The sequence below is a fragment of the Actinoplanes sp. NPDC049802 genome (assembly GCF_040656595.1).
Taxonomy (GTDB): Bacteria; Actinomycetota; Actinomycetes; order Mycobacteriales; family Micromonosporaceae; genus Actinoplanes.
This window is the reverse complement of the sequence record NZ_JBFAMR010000031.1, coordinates 59,174-80,623: the sequence shown is the minus strand read 5'-3', so window position 1 is coordinate 80,623 and position 21,450 is coordinate 59,174. Positions and strand designations below refer to the sequence as shown.

Sequence of the window (21,450 nt, the reverse complement as noted above, 5' to 3'; positions counted from 1 at the left end):
GGACTCCGGGTGTGGCGGGCGGCGCGAGGGCCGCGCTCACGGCGTACCGATGAGGGGTGGGGAGAGGGGCTGTCAGCGCAGGTAGCGCTCGATGGCGTGGCGGATCTGGGCCGGGGTCATCGGGTCGGTGGAGAGTGCGCTGTGCAGGGTGAGGCCTTCGATGAGGGCGTCGATCTCGCGGGCGGTGGTGGGGTCGAAGTGGGTTTCGAGGGCGGTGCGGCTGCGCTGCATCCAGGCCTGGGTGACGGCTTTGAGGCGGGGGTTGCGGGCGGCGGCGACGTAGAGTTCGACGGTGAGCACCAGGTCGTGGCCGGGGCTGAGCAGGTCGTCGGTGACGAGGGTGATGACGGCTTCGACGGCTTCGTCGCGGGTGCGGGCGGCGGTGAGGCGGGCGTCGAAGACGTGGGCGATGCCGTCGGCGTGGCGGGTGAAGGCTTCGGCGAGGATTTCGTCGAGGTTCGCGAAGTGGTAGGTCATCGAGCCGAGCGGCACGTCGGCGGCGCGGGCGATCTCGCGGTGGGTGGTCCCGGCGACGCCGTGTTGCGCGATCACCCGCAGTGCGGCGTCGATGAGGCGGTCGCGGCGGTGCGGGTCGTGGCGCCGGGCCCGCCGGGCGGTCGCGGTGGGCGCGGGGTCGCTCATCGATGCTGGATGGTACGGATGACGCGTGCCGGGTTGCCGGCGGCCACCACGTCGGCGGGCAGGTCCTTCGTGACGACCGATCCGGCGCCGACGACGGTGTTGTCGCCGATGGTGACGCCGGGCAGGACGATGGCGCCGCTGCCGAGCCACACGTTGTCGCCGATGACGATGGGTTCGGCGGCCTCCCATTTGTCGCGGCGTGGTTGCGGGTCGACCGGGTGGGTCGGGGTGAGCAGTTGCACGTTGGTGCCGATCTGCACGTCTTCGCCGATGGTGATGGGGGCGACGTCGAGGGCGATGAGGCCGTAGTTGGCGAAGGTGCGGGCGCCGATGCGGATGTGGGTGCCGTAGTCGACCCGTAGTGGTGGCCGGATCTCGACGCCGTCGCCGATCTCGCCGAGGAGTTCTTCGAGGATGCGGCGGCGTTCGGTGGGGTTGCGGGCGGAGGTGGCGTTGTAGGCGTCGGTGAGGTCCATGGCGTGCAGGCTGTTCTCGGTCAGTTCGGGGTCGTCGGCGATGTAGAGGTCGCCGGCGAGCATCCGGTCGCGCATGGTGCGGGTGTCGCTGCTCATGCGTACGATCGTACACATCATGTGTACGCTCGTACATAGCGTCTGGGACAGAATGCTTCGGTGACTTTGCATGAGGATGAGTTGGCGGTCGACGAGTCCGTGATCCACGCGTTGTTGCGTGCCCAGCGTCCGGAATGGGCCGCACTGCCGCTGGCCAGGGCCGGTGCGGGCACCGAGAACACGATGTATCGGCTGGGTCCGGACCTGCTGATCCGCCTGCCGCGGACATCCGGCCGGGCCGCGCCGTTGCGCAAGGAGCAGCGGTGGCTGCCCCGGCTGGCGCCGCTGCTGCCGTGTGCGATCCCGGCGCCGGTGTACGCGGGGACCCCGGCGCCGGAGTTCCCGTCCGCATGGGCGGTGTACCGGTGGCTGGACGGGGCCGAGGCGTCACCGGACAGCGTTCGGGACTGGGTGACGTTCGGCACCGATCTGGCCGGATTCGTGCGGGTGCTGCACGGCATCGACCTGATGGGGGCGCGGCGGGCCGGGGAGTACAGCTGGTATCGCGGTGGCAGCCTGCGCGACTGCGACGGCTGGGTGAGCACGGCGCTGGCGGACTGCCGGAGACTCGCCGGGGACGGGCTCGACGTGGACACGCTGCAGTCGTACTGGCGGGCCGGGCTGGCGCTGCCGGACCCGCCGACCGCTCACGTGTGGATGCATGCCGATCTCAAGCCGACGAACCTGCTGGTGGGGGAGTCGGGACGGCTGCGGGCGGTGATCGACTGGGGCAGTCTCACGGTCGGGTGGCCGGACGCCGAGCATGCGGCGGTGTGGGATCTGCCGGCGGGGGCGCGTCACGCGTACTGGAACGGGGTGGATCTGGACGACGCCACCTGGACGCGCGCTCGCGCCTGGGCCGTCGCGGTGGCCGCGAGCGGAGTCGCCGACTACTGGGACACGTATCCGGCGTTCGTGGCCGAATGCCGTGCCCGCCTGGCGAACATCCTTGCCGCCTAGAATCCTAGGATGGTTTAAGGGTGGTGCGGCAAGCCGCACCACAGAACCCATAAAGGACGGCTTCGCCGACAACCCAGGAGATCGAAGAGCGATCGGGCGGTACGCGAGGATGAGGTCGGCCCGTGCCACGCTCGCGTTCCTCAGATGCTGGTGCGTCCGTTCGCAGCGCCGGCGGGACAGCACCTACGACCGGCCGGGACCGCGCGGCCGGCTGGACCGTGCCGGAACAGCGCCGACGGCCAGCCGAAGACGACCGCGAGAATCGCCACAGTCTCGCGGGTACGCCGGCGGGTGACAGAAGACCGAGGCCGGGCGGGCCGTGTTCGTCTCGAGCAGGGTTCGGGGTTGACCTTGTCACGATGACAGGGTTTTGACTGGGGGCATGGTTGAGGGGTTGAACGCTGAGGTGTCGTCGGTGCGGTTGCGGGCGGTGATGGCTGCGGGGACGAGTGCGGATCCGGGGCTGTTGGAGGTGCTGGTGGCGCGGTGCGCGGTGGAGCCGGACTTCTTCGTCCGGGACATGCTGACGTGGGCGCTGACGCGGCTGCCGGCGGAGATCACGGTGCCGCGGTTGCGGGTTGAGCTGGGTTCGGAGTCGGCGCAGGCGCGTGGTCAGGCGTTGCACACGCTGTCGAAGATCGGTGACCGGAGTGTGTATGAGGCTGTCGGCCCGCGGTTGCTGCACGACGGCGACGACGAGGTGGCGCGGACGGCGTGGCGTACCGCGGTGGCGTTGGCGCCGGAGTCGGAGCGGGCGGCGCTGGCGCGGGAGCTGGCGGTGGAGTTGGGCCGGGGTGACCGGGCTCGGCGGTTGAGTCTGAGCCGGGCGCTGGTCGGGCTCGGGGAGGTGATCGAGCCGGTGCTGGCGGGGGCGCGGGAGAGTGCGGATCCGGCGGTGCGCGAGCATGCGGCGGCGACGGAGGTGTTGTTGCGGGATCCGGAGGCCGGGTTCGACGCGGCGGTGCATGAGGCGAGCCGGATGGTGGCGTTGGGGCCGGGGGTTCCGGGTGCTGATCGGTGAGGTGGCGCGGCGTTCGGGGGTGAGTTCCCGGATGCTGCGCCACTACGAGTCGCTGGGGTTGGTGCGGCCGACCGGGCGGACGGTGGGTGGCTATCGGGAGTATCGGCCGGAGGATATTCGGCGGATCTTCCAGGTGGAGGCGTTGCGGTCGCTGGGGTTGTCGTTGCGGCAGGTCGGGCAGGCGTTGGAGGATCCGGGGTTCGAGCCGGCGGCGCTGATCGGTGAGTTGATCCGGTGGACGCAGGATCGGCTGCGCCGTGAGCAGGAGTTGTTGGAGCGGTTGCGGGCGGTGGACGCGTCGGGTCCGGCCGGGTGGCCGGAGGTGTTGCGGATCGTGGAGTTGTTGCACGGTTTGGGGTCGGCGGATGCGGGGCGGCGGCAGCAGGCGGTGCTGTCCGGTGATGATGTGCCGGTTCCGGTGGAGGTGTTGGCGGGGGCGGTGCTGGCCGAGGCGGATCCGATCGTGGCGGGTGCGTTGCGGTGGGCGCTGGCGCGGGCCGGTGGTGACGGGGTGGCGGAGTTGGCGGCGGGGGTGGTGTCGCCGGATGCGGCGGTGCGGCGGCGGGCGGTGGTGGCGCTCGGTGAGATGCCCGGTGACGAGGTGTTGGCGGTGCTGGCGGATGCGCTGGGTGATGCGGAGATGTCGGTGCGGGGGCCGGCGGCTCTGGCTCTCGGGGCGCGGGGTGTGGTCGGTGCGGTGCCGGTGCTGGTCGGAATGGTGGTCGCCGGTGTGAACGACGTCGAGGCGTCCGAGGTGCTGGGCCGGTTGGCGCTGGATGAGGGCCGCGCGAAGCGGATCATGGGGGCGCTGGCCGGTGAGCTGGCCGCGCATGCGCAGGATCCGCCGGTGCGGATCCGGCTGGTTCAGGCGCTGGCGGAGATGCCGGGAACCGTTGCCGAGGGTCTGCTGGAGGAGTTGGCGGGTGACGGCGACCGGATGGTGGCGATGTTCGCCGAGACGTTGCTGCGGCGGTCGAGCTAGCGGGAGGCGCGGCGCTGTTACCGCGCTGGCCTGGTGCGAGAGACGCGCGCTGCTGTGGCGGGAGGCGCGGCGCTGTTACCGCGCTGGGCTGGTGCGAGAGACGCGCGCTGCTGTGGCGGCCGGGTTCCCGGGAGGCGCGCGGTCGGGGCTGTCGACCGGCTGGGTCAGGTTCGCTGGTGGGTGTGGGCCGGGGTGGGTGCGGTGGTGCGGTTCTGGGGGATGGCGAGGGCGACGAGCATGAGGGCGCCGGTGACCGGGAGCAGGTTGAGGTCGGCGGCGGAGAGCAGGACGGCGGCCAGTAGCAGGGCGGGGCTCCACCAGGGCAGGCGGCCGGTGCGGGTGGCGAGGGCGGCGAAGATGACGATGCCGATGAAGAACAGTTGCGGGCCGAGGTCGTAGACGGCGAGTTGGATGCCGGGCAGGTCGGAGAAGCCCTGTTGCAGGCGGCTCATGTCGGCGCGGTCGTCGGCGATCGCGGCGGTGATCATGTCTGCGGTGAATTGGACGGTGGAGGCGGCCAGGCCGAGCAGGGTGACGGCGGTGGTGGTCTCGCGTAGTGGGCCGGGGCGGGCGTGGGCGCGCAGGTGCAGGGTGACGGGGATGAACAGGAGCATGCCGGCGAGGCCGAAGAGGTGGGCGAGTTGCCAGTCGAGGCCGGGGCCGTACTGGTCGTCGAGTTTGCCGATGATGCGGGTGATTCCGTAGGCGGCGACGGCGAGGGGACCGAGGATGAGGGCGGCGCGGGTCATATCGACGATCCTTGTGCCGGGTGGCCCTGGTGCGCCTCCGGGTGGGGACCCGGAGAGTTCCCGGATGCGGTGTCCCTTAGAGGGTCAGGAAGGTGGGTGGGTCGTGGCGTAGGAAGTCGTGGTGGGAGATGTCCCAGCCGTAGGCGCCGGCGCGGGCGAAGAGGAGTAGGTCGCCGGTGCGCAGGCGGGTGACGTGCTGGTTGCGGGTGAGTACGTCGCGGGGGGTGCAGAGTTCGCCGACGGCGTCGATGTGGGTGTCGGTGATTTCGAGGCGGGGGTACGGGTGGGGCCAGTCGTCGATGGGCAGGACGGTGAAGGGGTGGCTGTAGCCCCAGGCGGCGGGGAGGCGGAAGTGGTGGGTGCCGCCGCGCAGGACGGCGAAGGTGCGGCCGTGGGTGGTTTTGAGGTCGAGGACTTCGGTGGCGTAGGTGCCGGCGTCGGCGGTGAGGTAGCGGCCGGGTTCGAGGATGAGTTCGAGGTTGTCGGGGATGTGTACTGACGACAGTGGGGTGAGGTCGATGGAGGTGTCGGTGAGGTAGTCGACGCCGAGGCCGCCTCCGGCGTTGACGACGTGCAGGTTCAGCGCGTACGTCCGGGCGGTTTGCTGGGCCCAGGTGATCGCTTCGGTGAGGAAGGCGGCGTGGGCGGGTCCGTCGAGGTTGTTGGAGACGGCGTGCAGGTGGAAGCCGGTGACGCGGAGGCCGTCGGGTAGGTCGGCCAGGACGGTGGGCAGCTGGGTTTCGTCGATGCCGAACGGGGTGGGGGTGCCGGTCATGGTGTGGCTTCCGGCCGGGGCGGTGGTGGTGCGGTTGATGCGCAGGCAGATGTCGCCGCGGTAGCCGAGGGCGGCGAGGCGGCGTAGTTCGTGGGGGCTTTCGACGTTGAGTTGGGCGCCGGCGGTGATGGCGGCGGCGAGTTCGGTGTCGGTTTTGGCGGGGCCGCCGAAGGCGATGCGGCGGGCTCCGGCTTGGAGGGCGAGTCGCAGTTCGCCGCCGGAGGCGACTTCCACGCCGTCGCAGAGTGTGGCGAGGGTACGGACGACGTCGGGGTGTCCGTTGGCTTTCATCGCGTAGAGCAGGGTGGTGCCGGTGGGCAGGGCGGCGCGCAGGGTGGTGGCGCGTTGGTGCAGGGTGCGGGTGTCGTAGAGGTAGGCGCAGCGGGGGGTGGGCAGGCGGTGCAGCAGGTCGGTGTGGTCAGTCATGGAGGGGGTTCTTCACGGGGATGTGGATGTCGCCGGTGCCGGCGAGGCGCATGCGGACGAGGGCTTTGTGGGGGACGGTGGGGGCGGTGAGCCAGGTGTGGTCGGCGGTGGCGTGGGGGTGGGCGCCGAGGGTGTGGTAGGTGTCGTCGATGACGGTGCGGATGAGTTGCCAGGCGTGGGTTTCGTCGAGGTGGTGGGTTTCGGTGAGGCGGATGACGAGTTCGCCGAGGTGGGCTTGCAGGGCGGTGTAGCCGAGTTTGGCGCGCAGGGTTTCGGTGTCGTCGGTGGTGATGACGCTGCCGGGCCACAGGTCGACGGTGTGGCCGGTTTGGGTGAGGCGGCCGGGGTGCAGGCGGAGTCCGGCGAAGTCGCGCAGGGCGAGTCGGTGGGGGTGGCCGTTGATGAAGGTGGGCAGGCAGTTCTGCAGGTGGGCTTCGAGGGCGATGCCGTGGGTGGCGAGCCGGAGCAGGGGTGGCAGTAGTAGTCGGGTGTAGTCGGTGAGCCAGGTGGCGGGGTTGCCGCCGGCGGTGTCGACGAGGCCGGCGAGGACGGTGGTGCCGGTGTTGGGGTCGTGGGCGGGCAGGGCGCCGCCGGGTATGGCGTGTTCGCCGGGGTGTAGGCGTCCGGTGAGGCCGGTGCGGGCGATGGCGGACAGGTCGCGTCCGGTTCCGGCGGGGACGGCGGCGCCGGCGGGTTCGGTCAGTAGCAGGATGCGGTGGCCGTCGGGGTCGTCGTCGAGGAGTCGTTGTAGCAGGTGGGAGAGGGTGGGGCCGTTGCGGGTGGCGGCGACGCTGATGCTGCGGCGGGTGGAGGTGACCTGGATGTCGAGGCTGAGTTTGAGGTAGTGGCCGCCGGGCAGCAGCAGGGTGCGCAGGGCGGCGGTGGGGATGGCGTCGAGGTGGCCGTCGAGGCGTTGCAGGGTGCCGTCGGTGAACAGGTCGGTGTAGCGGGTCAGGACGGTGTCGTGTTGCCAGGCGTGGAGGGGCTGCAGGCGGTAGCCGGGTGGGGGTTGTGGTAGGTCGGCGTGGTGGGTGTGCAGCCAGGTGCCGAGGTCGTCGCCGAGGTGGGCGTGGTCTCGGACGGCGATGAAGCGGATCGGGGTGTGGCCGGCTTCGAGGTCGTGGGCGAGGACGTCGCTGGTGTCCCAGCCGAGGCGGGTGCGGCCGCAGGGGTGCAGGTTGTGGCCGGCGACGGCGAGGCGTTCGAGGGCGACGGCGGTGGTGTCGGGGTCGGCGCCGTTGGGGATGGTGGCGTCGTGGCGGGCCAGGGCGAGGGCCAGGTTGATGACGGCGTTGCGGATCTCGCGGGTGAAGGTGCCGGTGGTGTCGATGCCGGTGAGCAGGTCGGCGGGGTCGGCGATGCCGGCGTGGGGGTATTCGGTGCGGTTGAAGGCGTGGGTGCGGCCGCCGGCTGTCGGTGGGGTGAGGTTTTCGCGGACGAGGGCGGCGCGCAGGCGGCGGCCGACGGTGTCGGCGGCGTGTGGCAGGTTGTTGAGGAAGCCGTTGACGAGGTGGGGTGCGTGGACGGTGAGGGCGGCTTCGGTGTGGGCGGCGGCGGCGGCGAGGCGGCCGTTGGTGAGGCTGCGGATCATCGGGTGTCCTTCCGCGGGTGGCTCATGCGTACGCCGCCATGGGGTTGGGCAGGTGGGTCCATCGGTCGTGCAGGGGGTCGGGGGCCAGGCGCATGGCGGTGGTGGCTTTGACCGGGAGTGGGTCGGTGCGCAGGGCGGGGTCGGCGTGGTGCAGGGCGGTGGCGAGCAGTCGCCAGAGCCGGGCGGGGTCGGCGTGGCGGTGGGTGGCGAGGGCGGTGATGGTTTGCCGGGCGACGGTGGCGAGGGCGGCGGCGGCGAGTTTGGTGCGTAGTTCGGTGGGGTCGTCGGTGGGCAGGTCGCCGTGCAGGTCGGGGACGTCGTGGCCGGTGGCGGTGAGGCGGTGGGGGTGGACGCGGATGCCGCCGAGGTCGCGGTAGACGGTGCGGATGGGGCGGCCGTGGTCGAGGACGATGAGGGTGTTCTGGCCGTGGGCTTCCAGGGCGATGCCGCGGTCGAGGACGGTGGCCAGGGGGGCGAACAGGACGGTGCCGAGGTCTTGCATGAATGTGTACGGGTTGTCGATGCGGGCGAGCAGGGCGGGGGTGGCGGCGAGGACGCCGAGGGGGATGGCGCCCGGTGGGGTGGGTTGGCGGAGGAGGTGGGACAGGCGCCGGTCGGGGCCGTGTTCGGTGATGACGGCGCCGGCGGCGGTTTCGGTGAGTACGTCGATCGGCAGGTCGGCGGTGATGGTGCGCAGCAGGTGTGACAGGCGGGGGCCGTTGTGGACGGCGGCGGGGGAGACGGTGCGTACGGCGGAGGTCATCTGGATGTCGACGGCGGTTTTGATGTGTGGGCCGCCGTCGATGGGGGCGACGGTGCGCAGGGACATCAGTGGCCGGACGGGGGTGGTGGGGCCGTCGTCGGTGAGCCACGGGTAGTCGTCGAGCAGGCGGGTGGCTTGCCAGGGGTGGGCGTAGAGGATGGGTGGGGCGGTGCCGTACCAGCGGTCGGTGGGTACGCGCAGGCGGCGCAGGGTGAAGGTGGGCTGGTGTTCGGGGGCGTAGGCGAGTTGGTCGGCGACGGTCATGCCGGTGCGGGTGCGGCAGCAGGGGTGCAGGGGGTGGCCGTCGATGAGTAGTTGTTCGAGGCGGCCGGGTTCGGCCGGGTGGGGTATCTGCCGGGGGGTGGGGTTGGCGGCGCGGGCGAGGGCGAGGTTGGCGACGCTGTTGGCGATTTCGGCGGTGAGGGTGGTGGCGGGCCAGAGCAGGGCGGTGAGGGTGGCCGGGTCGGTGATGGGGGTGTGGCCGGCGTGGACGGTCAGGCCGGGGGCGGGTTCGGTGAAGGCGGTGGCGGCGGTGGTGGGGTAGGTGACGGTGGTGTGGGTGAAGCGGGTGTGGGTGTGGCCGTCGTGGTGGTGGCGGGTGAGCAGGCCGGGTAGTGGTTCGTGTTCGAGGGCGAGCAGTAGCCGGGCGAGGACGGCGGCGTGGGCGCCGGGCAGGGCGGTGTCGTAGGCGTCGAGCAGGCTGGGGTGGGTGGCGGCGAGTTGGGCTCGGGTGCCGGCGGGGTCGGCGGTGGGGTGCGGCACTCCACCATTGTCATGCTCTGGTGTGTGGGTGTCTGCGGGGGACGATCGTCAGCGGTGGTGGTCACATCGGGGTTCGGTCGGTGTGTTTCCCCCACGCCACGAATCCGATAAATTCTCGTATTCATTGGTGAGGGGGAGTGTCGTGGACGTCGACGTCATCGTGGTGGGTGCCGGCCTGGCCGGTCTGGCGGCCGCGCACGAGCTCACCACCAGAGGCAGACGGGTGGCGCTGGTCGATCAGGAGAACCCGGCCAACCTGGGCGGGCAGGCGTGGTGGTCGTTCGGCGGGCTGTTCTTCGTCGGCAGCCCCGAGCAGCGGCGGGCCCGCATCGCCGACAGCGTCGAACTGGCTTGGCAGGACTGGTCGCACAGTGCGGGTTTCGACCGGCTCGGTCCCGGCGCCGAGGACGAGTGGGCGGTCAAGTGGGCGCGGGCGTACGTCGAGTTCGCCGCCGGGGAGAAACGGTCCTGGCTGTCCGGGATGGGGCTGAGCTGGCTGCCGTTCGCCGGCTGGGCCGAACGCGGTGACCTGCGCGCCGACGGGCACGGCAACTCGGTGCCCCGGTTCCACATCACCTGGGGCACCGGCACCGGGGTGGTCGCCCCGTTCGCCGCGTCGGCGCAGGACGCGGCCCGCGCAGGCCTGCTGCGGTTTCATCACCGGCACCGCGTCGACGAGCTGATCGTGGAGGGCGGCACGGTCACCGGGGTGCGCGGGGTGCTGCTGGCCGACGACGACGCCGCCCGCGGGGTGGCGTCCAACCGTGACGTGGCCGGCGACTTCGAACTGCGCGCCCAGGCGGTGATCGTCACGACCGGCGGGATCGGCGCCAACCACGACCTGGTGCGCCAGTACTGGCCGGCCCGGCTGGGCACCCCACCGCAGCACATGATCACGGGGGTGCCGGCCTACGTCGACGGGCGCATGCTGGGCATCGCCGAGACCGCCGGGGTACGGCTGGTCAACCGTGACCGGATGTGGCACTACGTCGAAGGTGTCCGCAACTGGAACCCGATCTGGCCCGGTCACGGCATCCGCATCCTGTCCGCGCCGTCACCGATGTGGTTCGACGCCGTCGGCCGCCGGCTGCCCGCCCCCTGCTTCCCCAGCTACGACACCCTGGGCACGCTCAAGTATCTGCGGTCGACCGGGTACGACCACTCGTGGTTCGTGCTGTCGCAGCGGATCATCGAGAAGGAGTTCGCGCTGTCGGGGTCCGAACAGAACCCGGACCTCACCGCCGGCGACCGGCGCGGCTTCCTCAGGCAGCGCATCCTCGGCAAGGGCGCGCCCGCCCCGGTCGAGGCGTTCAAACAGCACGGTGAGGACTTCGTGGTCGCCGGTACCCTCGACGAGCTGGTCGCCGGGATGAACGAGCTCACCGAGACGCCGCTGCTGGACGTGGCCGTGCTGCGCGCCCAGATCGAGGCCCGCGACGCGCAGGTCGCCAACAAGGTCAGCAAGGACGCGCAGGTGCAGGGCATCCACAACTCGCGCCGCTACCTCGGCGACAGGATCGGGCGTACGTCGGCGCCGCACCGCATCCTCGACCCCGCCGCCGGGCCGCTGATCGGCGTGAAACTGCACGTCCTGACCCGCAAGACCCTCGGCGGCATCCAGACCGACCTGGACTCGCGGGCGCTCGGCGTGGACGGGACCCCGGTCGGCGGCCTGTACGCGGCGGGGGAGGTCGCCGGGTTCGGTGGCGGCGGCGTGCACGGCTACAACGCGCTGGAAGGCACCTTCCTCGGCGGTTGCCTGTTCTCCGGCCGCGCCGCCGGGCGGCACGCCGCCGCCGGCCTGTAGAACCCGCCTTTGAGTGCCCGGCCTCGACCCGTAGGCCGCCGCCGGGCTGCCCGGCCTCGACCCGTACGCCGAGGCTGGGCGCTAAAGGGCCAGCAGTTCGGCTTCGACGCGCGGGTCGAGGCCGGGCGGGGGCCGGTCGTCGCGTTGCGGGGCGCCGCCCGGCAGGGTTCGCAGCCACGCCCACGTGTCGGCGACCGTGTCGCGGACCGGGCGGCAGGACAGGCCGGCGGCGAGAGCCTTGCCGGCGTCGCCCTGGTGCATGAACGCGTACCCGGTCTGCGGGGTCAGCCAGATCGGCAGCTGCGTCCACGGTTCGACACCGGCGGCCGTGATCCGCTCGCCCGGCAGCCACCGCAGGTCGGCGTGGCCGCCGGTCACCTCGTTGGCGACGTCCAGCAGCTCACCCATGGTGGTGTGGCCGGGCGGGCTGACCACGTTGAACGGACCGTGTGCTCCGGCGGCATCGAGCAGGAACGCGGCCAGGTCACGCACGTCGATGTACTGCAACGGCAGATCCTTCGGGCCGGGCGCCAGCGTCGGCCCGCCGGTGTGCAGCCGGTTGAGCCACCACGGCAGCCGGCCGATGTCCTCGTACGGGCCGAGGATCAGCCCGGCGCGGGCCAGCAGCACCGGACCGTCGAACGCGGCGGTCGCCTGCTCGCCGCGCAGCTTGTCACCGGCGTAGCCGGGGTCGTCGAGGTCGGCCAGCGGGGAGTCCTCGGCCAGCGGTGGACGGTCGAGATCCCACCGGTAGACCGAGCGGCTGGAGACGTACACGAAAGCGGCCGCCCGGCCGGACAGCAGCGCGGCGGCCGCGCCCACCGCCGTCGCATCGGCCGACCAGGTGTCGACGACCGTGTCCCACGTGCCGTCGCGCAGCGCGTCCAGCCCGCCGGGGGCCAGCCGGTCACCGACCAGCGTGTTGACCCCGGCCACCGGATCGCGGCGGCCGCGGTTGAACACGGTCACGTCATGGCCGCGGGCCACCGCCAGCTCGGCGACGGCCCGCCCCACGAAACCACTTCCGCCCAGAACCAGAATCCGCATGCCGGCGAGCCTGCCCCAGTGAACGCCGACACGCCCAACAGCGTCTGCCGACAGCAGACGCGGTCAGTCGACGGCCAGGAACGTCTCGATCGCCTCCACCACCAGGGCGTGGTCGTCGGCCTGCGGCAGCCCGGACACGGTCACCACCCCGATTACCCCGGCGTTCGGGAGCCGCACCGGGAACGCGCCACCGTGCGCGGCATACCGTGCCGGGTCCACGCCCTGCGAGGCGTCCAGCTGGCGGCCCTTCGCGGCGAGACGGCGGCCCACCAGGTAGGAGGAGGCGCCGAACCGGTAGACGACGCGCACCTTGCGCTCGATCCAGGCGTCGTTGTCGGCGCTCGAACCGGGCAGTCCGGCATGGAACAGCTGCTGCCGGCCGCGGCGGATGTCGACGGCCACCGGCAGCCGCCGCTCGGTGGCCAGGTTCACCAGCAGACAGCCCAGCGCCCAGGCGTCGGCCTCGGTGAAAGCCGGGAACGTCAGCCGCAGTTCCTGCTCCTCGACGGATCTGATCAACTGGTCCAGATCATCACTCATGCCGCCCATTGTGTCGGCCCAGCCCTGCCGCCGGCGCGGGCACCCCAGGCTGCTCAGCTCTGCGGCCGGTGCGGTCACCCCGGGCCATTTCAGCTCTGCTGCCACTGCAGGTATCCCAGGCGGGCGATCAGCGCCAGCACCACCACCAGCAGCACGATCCGCACGAACCCGGCGCCGCGGCGCAGGGCCATCCGCGCGCCGATCACCGAACCGATCACGTTGCACACCGCCATGCCCAGCCCCAGTTTCCACGCCACGTGCCCGGTCGCGGCGAACACCACCAGCGCGCCCAGGTTCGTCGCCGTGTTCACGATCTTCGCCATGGCGGAGCCGTGCACGAAATCGGCGCCGACGATCGTGGTGAACGCCAGCACCAGAAACGTGCCGGTGCCCGGCCCGATCAGCCCGTCGTAGGCGGCGATGCCGCCCCCGGCCACGGCCACCGCGACACCCCGGCGCCAGGGCGTGCGTTTGCGCGGCTGCTCCACCAGGCCCATCTGCGGGCGTACGGTGACGAACACCGCCACCGCCACCAGCACCCCGATGATCACCGGCCGGAACGCCGACGCCGGGATCTGCCCGGCCAGCAGCGCCCCGCAGCCGGAACAGATCAGCGCCAGCCCGGCCGACGGGCCCGCCACCCGCCAGTCGATCTTCGTGCGGCGTGCGTAGGTGACCGCCGCCGTGCTCGTGCCGCAGATCGCCGTCAACTTGTTCGTGCCCAGCGCCGTCGCCGTCGGCAGGTGCGGCGCCGCCAGCATCAGCGCCGGCAACAACAGCAGGCCACCGCCGCCGACCACCGCGTCCACCCAGCCGGCCGCCGCGGCCGCCACCAGCAGCGTGGCGATCACCGGCGGCCCCGCTGCTTCTGCAGCCAGATCCCGAACGCCGCCCCCGCGATGAACAACAACGCGAGACACAACAGTGCCTTGATAAACATCCCACACACCCCGTTGGCTAGGGTCGGCTGGTGCGCCTGGCCACCTTCAACCTGCTGCACGGCAGATCACTGTCCGACGGCACCGTACACGCCGGCCGGATCCGCGCCGCGATCGCCGACCTCGACGCCGACGTGCTCGGACTGCAGGAAGTGGACCGGGCCCAGCCCCGCTCCGGGCTGCTCGACCTGACCGCGCTGGCCGCCGACGCCCTCGACGCCACGACACACCGGTTCGCCGCCGCGGTCGTCGGCACACCCGGGCAGACGTGGCAGCCGTGGCACTCCGGCACCGACATCGCCCACCCCCAGTACGGGATCGCCCTGGTCTCGCGCTATCCGGTGCAACGGTGGCAGATCACCGAACTGCCCGGCGCGCCGGTGCGCTCGCCGGTGCTGACCGCCGGCGGGCTGATTCTGCTGCGTGACGAGCCGCGGGTGCTGCTGGCGGCCGTCGTCGAGACACCGGCCGGGGTGATGACTGTCGCCACCACGCATCTGTCGTTCGTACCCGGATGGAATGTGCGGCAGCTGCGCCACGCGGTGCGCGTGTTACGCGCCCTGCCCGCGCCGCGGGTCCTGCTCGGCGATCTGAACATGCCGGCCGGCCCGGTCCGCGCGTTCACCGGCTGGCGGCCGCTGGCCCGGGCCGCGACCTTCCCCAGCCCGGCGCCGAAGACCCAGCTCGACCATGTGCTCGCCGACCCGCGCGGGGCGTCCGCGCTCGGGCGTGTCGTGCAGGTGCGCACCCCACCGCAGCCGATCTCCGACCACCGTCCGCTGGTGGTGCGCCTCGACCGCCGCTGACATCCGGTGGGTCGCGCCGGGCGGGACGGTCTGTTTCGGTCAGCCTGGGGTAGCCGCCGCCGTGGGCGCGTCGATGACGGTGCGGTAGCGGACGAGGATCCGGTCGCTCCAGGTACGGCCGGCGAGTTCGACCCGGACGTGCGCGGTCGCGTCGTCGGTGATGGTGATGGTGCCGAACTGCCCGCAGCCGGGAAACGCTCCGTGGCTGTACGGGCCGCCCTTGACGCTGCCCGGCCGGTCGAGTGCCCCGGTCTGCAGTACCGGGAATCCCGCGGCGCCGGCCGTGCTGTAGTCGCTGTGGCTGCCGTCGTCGACAGCGAGCATGTGGGCGTCGCCGGACACCATGATCAGATTGTGGATGCGGGCGGTGGCGATGACGTCGGCGATCGTGCGCCGTTCGTCCGGGTAGCCGCCCCAGTGGTCGGCGCCGGCGGCCGGCGTGGCTATCCAGGGGTCCGGGTTGATCCAGACCACGACGGCGTGGCTGACCGAGGCGGATGTCAGTTCCTGCCGCAGCCAGGTGAGTTGCCGGGCGCCGAGCATGGTGGTGGCGGTGCGTTCGGAACGGTTGTCGGTCAGGATGAACCGGACACGGCCGACGGTGAACGCCTGATAGACGGCCCGTCCGGGTTCGGGCTGCGGGTAGTGCGGTACGTAGGTGGCGTATGCGGCGCGCGCGGCGGGGCGGGTGGGCGCGGTGGCGTCGGCGTTGTCGGGCCCGTAGTCGTGGTCGTCCCAGACGTACGCTATGGGAACCGAGCGGTAGAGGGCGGCTTGCGCCGGTGCGGTGAGCGTGCGCCGGTAGAGATCGCCGAACACCGTGACGTCGTTGCGGCGTGGACTGCCGTAGTGCAGGTCACCGGCGTTGATGTAGAGCAGCGGGCCGACGGCGCGGATGGCGTCGAAGACCGCGCCGTCGGAGCCGGTGCGGGCGCAGGAGGACACGGCGACGGTGAACGTGGCGGGGCCTGCCGGCATGGTGCGGAAACGGCCGTTGCCGCGGCTGTGGTCGGCGGTGCCGTCCACCTCGATGACGTAGCGGTGGTTCAGGTCCGGGGTGAGGCCGCTGACGTGGAGCCGGACGATGCCGTCGGCCCCGACCGCCTCGGCCGTGCTGAGGACCGGCGGGTCGGCGCGGCCGGTGGTCACGGTGAGGCGAGCGTGCCGGGCAGGCCGGACGATCTCGGCGACGACGGTCGCCGCGGTGGTGGTCACCGCACCGGTCCACACCCACCGGACCCGGTCGACGGGCAGGGCGGTCTGCGGTGACGCCGGTTGCCCCGCGCAGGACCAGCGGTGGTGGGCGCCCGAGGCGCCGACGCCGAGCGCGCCCAGCAGCATCACTGTGATGGACGCGGAGACGATCCGCCGTGCCAGGCGGGTCCGATGCCCGCGGCCGGCTGTGGTGCGGATCGACGGCTGTCCGGCAGGCGCCGGCGGGCACGGGCCGGTGCTCATGGCGTGCTCCGCCGAGGTGGGCGAGAAAGCACGCCTTCTGCTGCCCGGACGCCGGCCATGACACCCGCCCTTTCCTGCCTGGCCGTCCACCGCACCGGCGGCGGACGGCCGCAACGGCAGTCGAGGGACGCGGCGCCGGGATACCGATCGGCGCCAACGTCACCGTCACCCGATGGCGTCCGCGTCACCAGAGCCGAAGGTCCGGGATGTGCGGCTGCGCTCCGGCGACGGCTGCGGCCGGCCGCCACCGGATTCCTCCGGCGGCGCCGGGCGTGACAGCGCGTTTGGTGTGGTGCGCGGAGAGCGCTAACCTTCGTATACCCCCGGGGGTATATTTGGCGCTCGTCCCTGCGCAGCGCAAGCGCTACGGCCTGCCGCGCGGCCGCGCCCGACCCCACCGATCACCCCAGAAGGAGTTCGTTCGCCGTGAGTACCTCCGACATCCCGGCCCGCCCGGCCCGGCTCGATGCCGCAGCCCTGCGCGACTGGCTCGCCGAAGACGACAGGCTGCGCCTGCTCGACGTGCGCGAGCCCGCCGAGTTCGAAGCCGTTCACATTCCCGGCGCCTACAACGTTCCGCTGCATCTGCTGCGCGAGCATCGCGGCGAGCTGAGCCGGCATCTCGGCCAGGTGGTGCTCGTCTGCCGCTCCGGCATGCGCGCCGCGCAGGCGGAGGGGCTGCTGAACGGCGTCGGCATGTCCAACGTGCACGTCCTCGACGGCGGCATGCAGGCCTGGCAGGCCGCCGGCGGCACGGTCAATCGAGGGCGCGGCCGGTGGGACATCGAACGGCAGGTCCGCCTGGTCGCCGGCACGCTGGTGCTTGCCGGGGTGCTGGCCGGCCTGCTGGTGCCGGGAGCGCAGTGGTTCGCGGCGGCCATCGGCGCCGGGCTGGTGGCGGCGGCGTTGACCAACAGTTGCGTGATGGGCGCGATGCTGTCCCGGCTGCCGTTCAACCGGAGCGCGAGCTGCGACATCGAACGCGTCGTCGGCGAGCTGGCCGGCACCCGATGACAGCCTGAGCGGCCCTCCGGATTCCAACGACACCCCCGGGGGTATGACTTCCGGCTGGGCCGGCGAGGGAACGCGGCGCCACCCGGCGGCTGGCGACCGCCGCGGTGTGTGCGCTATCGTCGGCCCCAGATACCCCCGGGGGTATACGGAGATCGAAGGAGATCCACATGCGCGAGGTCGATCTGGCCACATTCGCCGTCCGCCACCGTGACGGCGCCGTCGTCATCGACGTCAGGGAACCGTCCGAGTACGCCACCGGGCACGTGCCGGGCGCCGAACCGATCCCGCTGGGCCGCGTCGCCGCCCGCGCCGGCGACCTGCCGCGTGGCGTGCCGGTGTACGTGATCTGCGCGACCGGCAACCGCAGCCTGAGGGCGGCCGACCTCCTGCACCGGGCGGGGGTCGACGCCTGGTCGGTCGCCGGTGGCACCGCCGCCTGGCAGCGCGCCGGCCACCCGATCACGCGCGGCCGCGCCGCCGCCTGACCCCGATCCGCCTCCGCCCTCCGCACGAAGGAGCCACACCGTGTTCCGTGTCCTGCCCATCGACACGCCGACCCTCGGCGACCGCAGCTACCTCGTCCACGACGGCGCGAGCGCGTTCGTCGTCGACCCGCAGCGCGACATCGACCGGATCCTCGGCCTCGCCGCCGCCGAGAAGGTGACGATCACGCACGTCTTCGAGACACACATCCACAACGACTACGTCACCGGCGGCTACGCCCTCGCGCGGGCCACCGGCGCCGCGTACCACGTCAACGCCGACGATCCGGTCACCTTCGACCGGGTCGCGGTACGCGACGGCGACGTGATCGCCGTCGGCGACACGCTGCTGGTACGTGTGCTGGCCACACCCGGGCACACCTTCACCCACCTGTCCTACGCGCTGGAGGCCGACGGGCACCCGGTGGCGGTCTTCTCCGGCGGCTCCCTGCTGTACGGGTCCGTCGGCCGGCCCGACCTGCTCGGCCCCGCACACACCCACGATCTGGTCCACCACCAGTACCGCTCGGCCCATCGGCTGGCCGGCGAGCTGCCCGAGACCGCGGGCGTCTACCCGACCCACGGCTTCGGCAGTTTCTGCTCCGCCACCCAGTCCGAAACCACCGCCTCGACCATCGGGGCCGAGAAGCACACCAACCCGGCGCTGACCCAGAGCGAGGACGACTTCGTCGACGCCCTGCTCGCCGGGCTGGACGCCTGGCCGGCCTACTACGCACACATGGGCCCGGCCAACAGCTCCGGTCCCGCCGCGCCCGATCTGAGCACACCGGAGTCGGCCGACGCCGAGCAGATCCGCAAACGGCTCGCCGCCGGCGAATGGGTCGTCGACCTGCGCAACCGGGTAGCCTTCGCCGCCGGGCATGTCGCCGGCACCCTCAACTTCGGATCCGACGGCAGCTTCGCCACCTACCTCGGCTGGCTCATTCCCTGGGGCACCCCGCTCACACTGCTCGCCGAAACCCCCGAACAGGTCACCGAGGCCCAACGCGAACTGGTCCGCATCGGCATCGACCGGCCCGCCGCCCACGCCACCGGCCATCCCGGCACGTGGGCCGGCGACCACGACCTCGCATCGTTCCCCCGCGCCACGTTCGCCGACCTCGCCCAGGTACGCCACCACCGGCTCGTCGTCATCCTCGACACCCGCCGCACCCTCGAAGCCGCTGAGGCGCGAATCGACGGCGCCGTGCACATCCCGCTGCACGAACTGCCCACCCGCCTCACCGAGATTCCCGCCGGCGAGGTGTGGGTGCACTGCGCCGGCGGATACCGCGCCTCCATCGCCGCGTCCCTGATAGCCGCCGCCGGCCGCCACGTCGTCGCCATCGACGACGACTTCGGCAACGCCGCCCCGGCGGGGCTGACCGTGCTCGCCTTATGACCACGGCACTCATCCTGACCGTGATCCTCGCCGTCGGCATCGGCGTCAGCCTCGGACTGCTCGGCGGCGGCGGATCCATCCTCGCCGTACCGTTGCTGGTGTACGTCGCCGGCCTGCCCGCCAAGGAGGCCATCGCCACCTCCCTGCTGGTCGTCGGCGCCACCAGCGCCGTCGGTGTCATCCCGCACGCCCGGGCCGGGCGGGTCCGGTGGCGTACCGGCCTGATCTTCGGGCTCGCCGGCATGACCGGCGCGTATGCCGGCGGGCGCGTCGCCGCGTACCTTCCCGGCGCGGTGCTTCTCACCGGCTTCGCGCTGATGATGCTCGCCACGGCCATCGCCATGATCCGCGGCCGGCGCTCGCGGCCGGACCGGCCCGTGCCGCACGAACTGCCGGTGCTGCGGGTGATCGCCGACGGCCTCGCGGTCGGGCTCGTCACCGGCCTGGTCGGCGCGGGCGGCGGTTTCCTCGTCGTGCCCGCCCTCGCCCTGCTCGGCGGCCTGCCCATGCCGGTCGCGGTAGGAACCTCGCTGCTGGTCATCGCCATGAAGTCGTTCGCCGGACTCGCCGGCTACCTGGCCGGCGTCCACATCGACTGGGGACTCGCGGCCGCCGTCACCACCGCCGCCATCGCCGGCAGCCTGCTCGGCGGCAAGCTCGCCGCCCGGATCCGCGAGGACCTGCTCCGCAAAGCGTTCGGCTGGTTCGTGCTCGGCATGGGGGCCGTCGTCCTCGCCCAGCAACTACCGGCCACGCTGTGGCACTCGCCGTGGCCGTGGGCCATGATCAGCGTCCTGGTCGTCGCGGCCACCGGCGTTCTCCTCGCCGTGCGGCACCACGGGCTCCGGGCGCCCGGGAACCGGCCACGGCCCAACGGCGAACACGTCAGCGGCAGCCACGCTCATTGAGACGACGCGTGGCGGTGACAATGCCGCCGCGGCCCGGCGCTCTCGTCGTTCGCCGACCACGCACGTCCGCTCCCCACGATCACGGTCGCCGGCGTAGTCCACGGCTGGACCCGAGCCGAGACCTTCTCCCGCCTCCTCCCGAGGCCCGGATGCCGCACGTAGGGCTCTGCGTGGTCGCCGCAGTGTCGTAGCAGTGCCGGGGCACAGCCGGTGCGTGGTGCGCGCCCACCCGGCAGGGGCGAGCGATTCGGCCAGCAGGGTCAACGGATCGTGCTGGTCCGCCCGAAAAGTATCGGTGAGCCTGGAGACCCGGGTCCGGCGACGTAGCCCCCGAGCCGGGCTCGAGCGCCGGCGGATCGCATGCCGTGCCGGACATCCGCCCCCGTGGCGACCTCCGGCACAGCCCGCGGACCGTCAGGCAACGCCGGGAACGGGCCCGCCGAAGCCGGGTGCGGTCCGGTCCTTGAGCTGGGTCTCGGCGGTGGCCGCGCGGCGGCGCAGCCGTGTCGCCTCGGTGACCAGGACGCTCGCGCCGTGGTCGGTGAGCCGGTAGTAGCGGCGCAACCGGCCCTCGACGGCCTCCTCCCGCTCCACCTCGATCAAACCCTGCTCGGCGAGCCGGTCCAGCGCCCCGTACAGAGTGCCGGGACGCAGTTTGACCTCGCCGTCGGACAGGCTCAGCACCGACTGGACGATGCCGTAACCGTGCAACGGACGCGCCGCCAGCGCGGTCAGGATCAGAAACGTCGGCTCCTGCATCAGCTCGCCACCTCCCGCACCGGATGCCGGGCCGGGCCGGGGCGGGTGGCGGCCAGGGCGACGGTCACCGCGGTCAGCAGCAGGCCGGCCACGATCAGGCCGAGATTCACCCACAGCGGGCCGTACGACCAGAACCGGGACGGCTCGAGCACGCTGTGGACGGTGAACCCGTGGTCCGGGTGCTGGAACCCGGCGACCGTGTTGTCGTGGAGCGCCCACGTCGGCGCGGCCAGCACCACCAGCGCGGCGGCCCCCGTGAGCGACGCCGGGCGGGAGCGGCGCTGGGCGACCGCGGCCGCGATCAGCCAGCCGGCGAGGGCGCCCAGCAGCAGGCCCAGCGCGGTCAACGGCCGCCAGGCGCCGTTGTCGAGAGCCCGGACCGTGGTGAACGCGGTGGCGTGATCGTCGCCGACCAGCACGTCGACCCGCAGGTGCAGGCCGTCACGGACCAGGTCGAGGTCGGGGGAGGGAAACGGTACCTCTGCGGGCCGCCAGCCGTCGGCGGCGAGCCGGGCACGGGCCTGGGTGACGTCCCAGGTGGTGATGCTGGTGATGGTGAACACCTCCGGGCCGGAGATCGGGCCACCGCCGACGGTGTGCACGGTGATGTCGGCGCTCGCCTGCCCGGCGGCCACCCGGTGGATCGCCGCGGCCTCGCCGTGACCGGGCAGCGGGGTGTAGGTCTGCACCGCCGCCCACGAGCCGGCCGCCGCGCCGACCGCGCTGCCGGCGAGCAGGGCCAGGACGGCGGCGACCCGGGCGAGCGGGCGGCCGGCGGGCAGCCGGAACCGTTGCCGCGCCCCGCTGGCGACCAGGTGCCAGGCTTCGGCCGGGCGGGGCCGCCGCCGGCCGGGCTCGGCCATCTCCAGCAGGGTGGTGACGATCTCGGCGCCGTGGCGGCGCCGGTACGGGCGCGGATAGGCGCGCAGCAGCCGCCGGTAGTGGCGCTCCAGGGTGGGATCGGCCCGCGGCCAGTCGGAAGTGGACATACCGAAGAAGCTACGGCCGACGGCATATGACGTCAACCGTACTATGCGAATTGTGGT

Annotated in this window: 21 protein-coding genes; 9 read left to right on the top strand and 12 right to left on the bottom strand. The window is 72.4% G+C overall.

Annotated elements, in window-relative coordinates:
• Nucleotides 1–72 precede the first annotated feature (72 nt).
• Both AB0I88_RS22235 and AB0I88_RS22230 read right to left on the bottom strand, forming a co-directional pair.
• The gene (locus tag AB0I88_RS22235; RefSeq protein WP_361027497.1) at nt 73–642 is read right to left on the bottom strand and encodes a TetR family transcriptional regulator; all 570 of its coding nucleotides are present in this window, start codon (nt 640–642) and stop codon (nt 73–75) included.
• Nucleotides 639–1,214, bottom strand: a complete 576-nt coding sequence (locus AB0I88_RS22230; protein ID WP_361027495.1) for a sugar O-acetyltransferase — start codon at nt 1,212–1,214, stop codon at nt 639–641. Before AB0I88_RS22230 ends, AB0I88_RS22235 begins: the two co-directional genes overlap by 4 nt.
• 60 nt (nt 1,215–1,274) lie before the next feature.
• Between AB0I88_RS22230 and AB0I88_RS22225 the strand changes: the two genes are divergently transcribed.
• The 3 genes from AB0I88_RS22225 to AB0I88_RS22215 all read left to right on the top strand — a co-directional run bounded on the left by AB0I88_RS22225 (nt 1,275) and on the right by AB0I88_RS22215 (nt 4,177).
• The gene (locus AB0I88_RS22225; RefSeq protein WP_361027492.1) at nt 1,275–2,174 is read left to right on the top strand and encodes a phosphotransferase; all 900 of its coding nucleotides are present in this window, start codon (nt 1,275–1,277) and stop codon (nt 2,172–2,174) included.
• Nucleotides 2,175–2,556: 382 nt separating this feature from the next.
• On the top strand, nt 2,557–3,195 hold the full coding sequence (locus AB0I88_RS22220) for a HEAT repeat domain-containing protein (RefSeq protein ID WP_361027489.1): 639 nt from the start codon (nt 2,557–2,559) through the stop codon (nt 3,193–3,195).
• Nucleotides 3,182–4,177 carry a MerR family transcriptional regulator gene (locus AB0I88_RS22215; RefSeq protein WP_361027486.1) on the top strand — a complete coding sequence of 332 codons (996 nt, stop codon included), beginning with the start codon at nt 3,182–3,184 and terminating at the stop codon, nt 4,175–4,177. The genes AB0I88_RS22220 and AB0I88_RS22215 overlap by 14 nt, the downstream gene beginning before the upstream one ends.
• 164 nt (nt 4,178–4,341) lie before the next feature.
• Here AB0I88_RS22215 and AB0I88_RS22210 read toward each other — a convergent pair whose 3' ends face one another.
• The 4 genes from AB0I88_RS22210 to AB0I88_RS22195 form a co-directional block, all read right to left on the bottom strand.
• Entirely contained in the window at nt 4,342–4,926 is a 585-nt protein-coding gene (locus AB0I88_RS22210) for a hypothetical protein (RefSeq protein ID WP_361027483.1), read from the bottom strand.
• 76 nt (nt 4,927–5,002) lie between these two features.
• On the bottom strand, nt 5,003–6,127 hold the full coding sequence (locus AB0I88_RS22205) for a type III PLP-dependent enzyme (protein WP_361027481.1): 1,125 nt from the start codon (nt 6,125–6,127) through the stop codon (nt 5,003–5,005).
• Nucleotides 6,120–7,718 (bottom strand): IucA/IucC family protein, encoded by a 1,599-nt coding sequence (locus tag AB0I88_RS22200; RefSeq protein ID WP_361027478.1) that lies wholly within the window; start codon nt 7,716–7,718, stop codon nt 6,120–6,122. The genes AB0I88_RS22205 and AB0I88_RS22200 overlap by 8 nt, the downstream gene beginning before the upstream one ends.
• Nucleotides 7,719–7,740: 22 nt before the next feature.
• The gene (locus tag AB0I88_RS22195) at nt 7,741–9,243 is read right to left on the bottom strand and encodes an IucA/IucC family protein (protein ID WP_361027475.1); all 1,503 of its coding nucleotides are present in this window, start codon (nt 9,241–9,243) and stop codon (nt 7,741–7,743) included.
• Between the two features lie 142 nt (nt 9,244–9,385).
• Here AB0I88_RS22195 and AB0I88_RS22190 point away from each other — a divergent pair, with 142 nt between their 5' ends.
• A complete protein-coding gene (locus AB0I88_RS22190) occupies nt 9,386–11,050 on the top strand; it encodes an FAD-binding dehydrogenase (protein WP_361027472.1) in 1,665 nt (554 codons plus the stop codon).
• 81 nt (nt 11,051–11,131) lie between these two features.
• Here the strand turns inward: AB0I88_RS22190 and AB0I88_RS22185 are convergent, their stop codons facing one another.
• The 3 genes from AB0I88_RS22185 to AB0I88_RS22175 form a co-directional block, all read right to left on the bottom strand.
• On the bottom strand, nt 11,132–12,097 hold the full coding sequence (locus AB0I88_RS22185) for an NAD-dependent epimerase/dehydratase family protein (protein ID WP_361027470.1): 966 nt from the start codon (nt 12,095–12,097) through the stop codon (nt 11,132–11,134).
• 63 nt (nt 12,098–12,160) lie between these two features.
• Complete coding sequence (locus AB0I88_RS22180) at nt 12,161–12,637, bottom strand: heme-degrading domain-containing protein (RefSeq protein ID WP_361027467.1); 477 nt, start codon at nt 12,635–12,637, stop codon at nt 12,161–12,163.
• 89 nt (nt 12,638–12,726) lie between these two features.
• Nucleotides 12,727–13,488 carry a TSUP family transporter gene (locus tag AB0I88_RS22175; protein WP_361027464.1) on the bottom strand — a complete coding sequence of 254 codons (762 nt, stop codon included), beginning with the start codon at nt 13,486–13,488 and terminating at the stop codon, nt 12,727–12,729.
• Nucleotides 13,489–13,607: 119 nt separating this feature from the next.
• On the opposite strand from AB0I88_RS22175, the gene AB0I88_RS22170 reads away from it, so the two are divergent.
• Nucleotides 13,608–14,381, top strand: coding sequence for an endonuclease/exonuclease/phosphatase family protein (locus tag AB0I88_RS22170; RefSeq protein WP_361027461.1), 774 nt, complete (start codon nt 13,608–13,610; stop codon nt 14,379–14,381).
• A gap of 39 nt (nt 14,382–14,420) precedes the next feature.
• Here AB0I88_RS22170 and AB0I88_RS22165 read toward each other — a convergent pair whose 3' ends face one another.
• On the bottom strand, nt 14,421–15,839 hold the full coding sequence (locus AB0I88_RS22165; RefSeq protein WP_361027458.1) for an alkaline phosphatase D family protein: 1,419 nt from the start codon (nt 15,837–15,839) through the stop codon (nt 14,421–14,423).
• Between the two features lie 477 nt (nt 15,840–16,316).
• Between AB0I88_RS22165 and AB0I88_RS22160 the strand changes: the two genes are divergently transcribed.
• The 4 genes from AB0I88_RS22160 (at nt 16,317) to AB0I88_RS22145 (ending at nt 19,645) form a co-directional block, all read left to right on the top strand.
• Nucleotides 16,317–16,853, top strand: coding sequence for a rhodanese-like domain-containing protein (locus AB0I88_RS22160; protein WP_361027568.1), 537 nt, complete (start codon nt 16,317–16,319; stop codon nt 16,851–16,853).
• 167 nt (nt 16,854–17,020) lie between these two features.
• Nucleotides 17,021–17,338 (top strand): rhodanese-like domain-containing protein, encoded by a 318-nt coding sequence (locus AB0I88_RS22155; RefSeq protein ID WP_361027455.1) that lies wholly within the window; start codon nt 17,021–17,023, stop codon nt 17,336–17,338.
• 40 nt (nt 17,339–17,378) lie between these two features.
• Nucleotides 17,379–18,737 (top strand): MBL fold metallo-hydrolase, encoded by a 1,359-nt coding sequence (locus AB0I88_RS22150; protein WP_361027452.1) that lies wholly within the window; start codon nt 17,379–17,381, stop codon nt 18,735–18,737.
• The gene (locus AB0I88_RS22145; RefSeq protein ID WP_361027449.1) at nt 18,734–19,645 is read left to right on the top strand and encodes a sulfite exporter TauE/SafE family protein; all 912 of its coding nucleotides are present in this window, start codon (nt 18,734–18,736) and stop codon (nt 19,643–19,645) included. Before AB0I88_RS22150 ends, AB0I88_RS22145 begins: the two co-directional genes overlap by 4 nt.
• Before the next feature lie 414 nt (nt 19,646–20,059).
• Here AB0I88_RS22145 and AB0I88_RS22140 read toward each other — a convergent pair whose 3' ends face one another.
• Both AB0I88_RS22140 and AB0I88_RS22135 read right to left on the bottom strand, forming a co-directional pair.
• Complete coding sequence (locus tag AB0I88_RS22140) at nt 20,060–20,404, bottom strand: helix-turn-helix transcriptional regulator (RefSeq protein ID WP_361027446.1); 345 nt, start codon at nt 20,402–20,404, stop codon at nt 20,060–20,062.
• Nucleotides 20,404–21,393, bottom strand: a complete 990-nt coding sequence (locus tag AB0I88_RS22135; RefSeq protein WP_361027443.1) for a hypothetical protein — start codon at nt 21,391–21,393, stop codon at nt 20,404–20,406. Before AB0I88_RS22135 ends, AB0I88_RS22140 begins: the two co-directional genes overlap by 1 nt.
• Nucleotides 21,394–21,450: the final 57 nt, after the last annotated feature.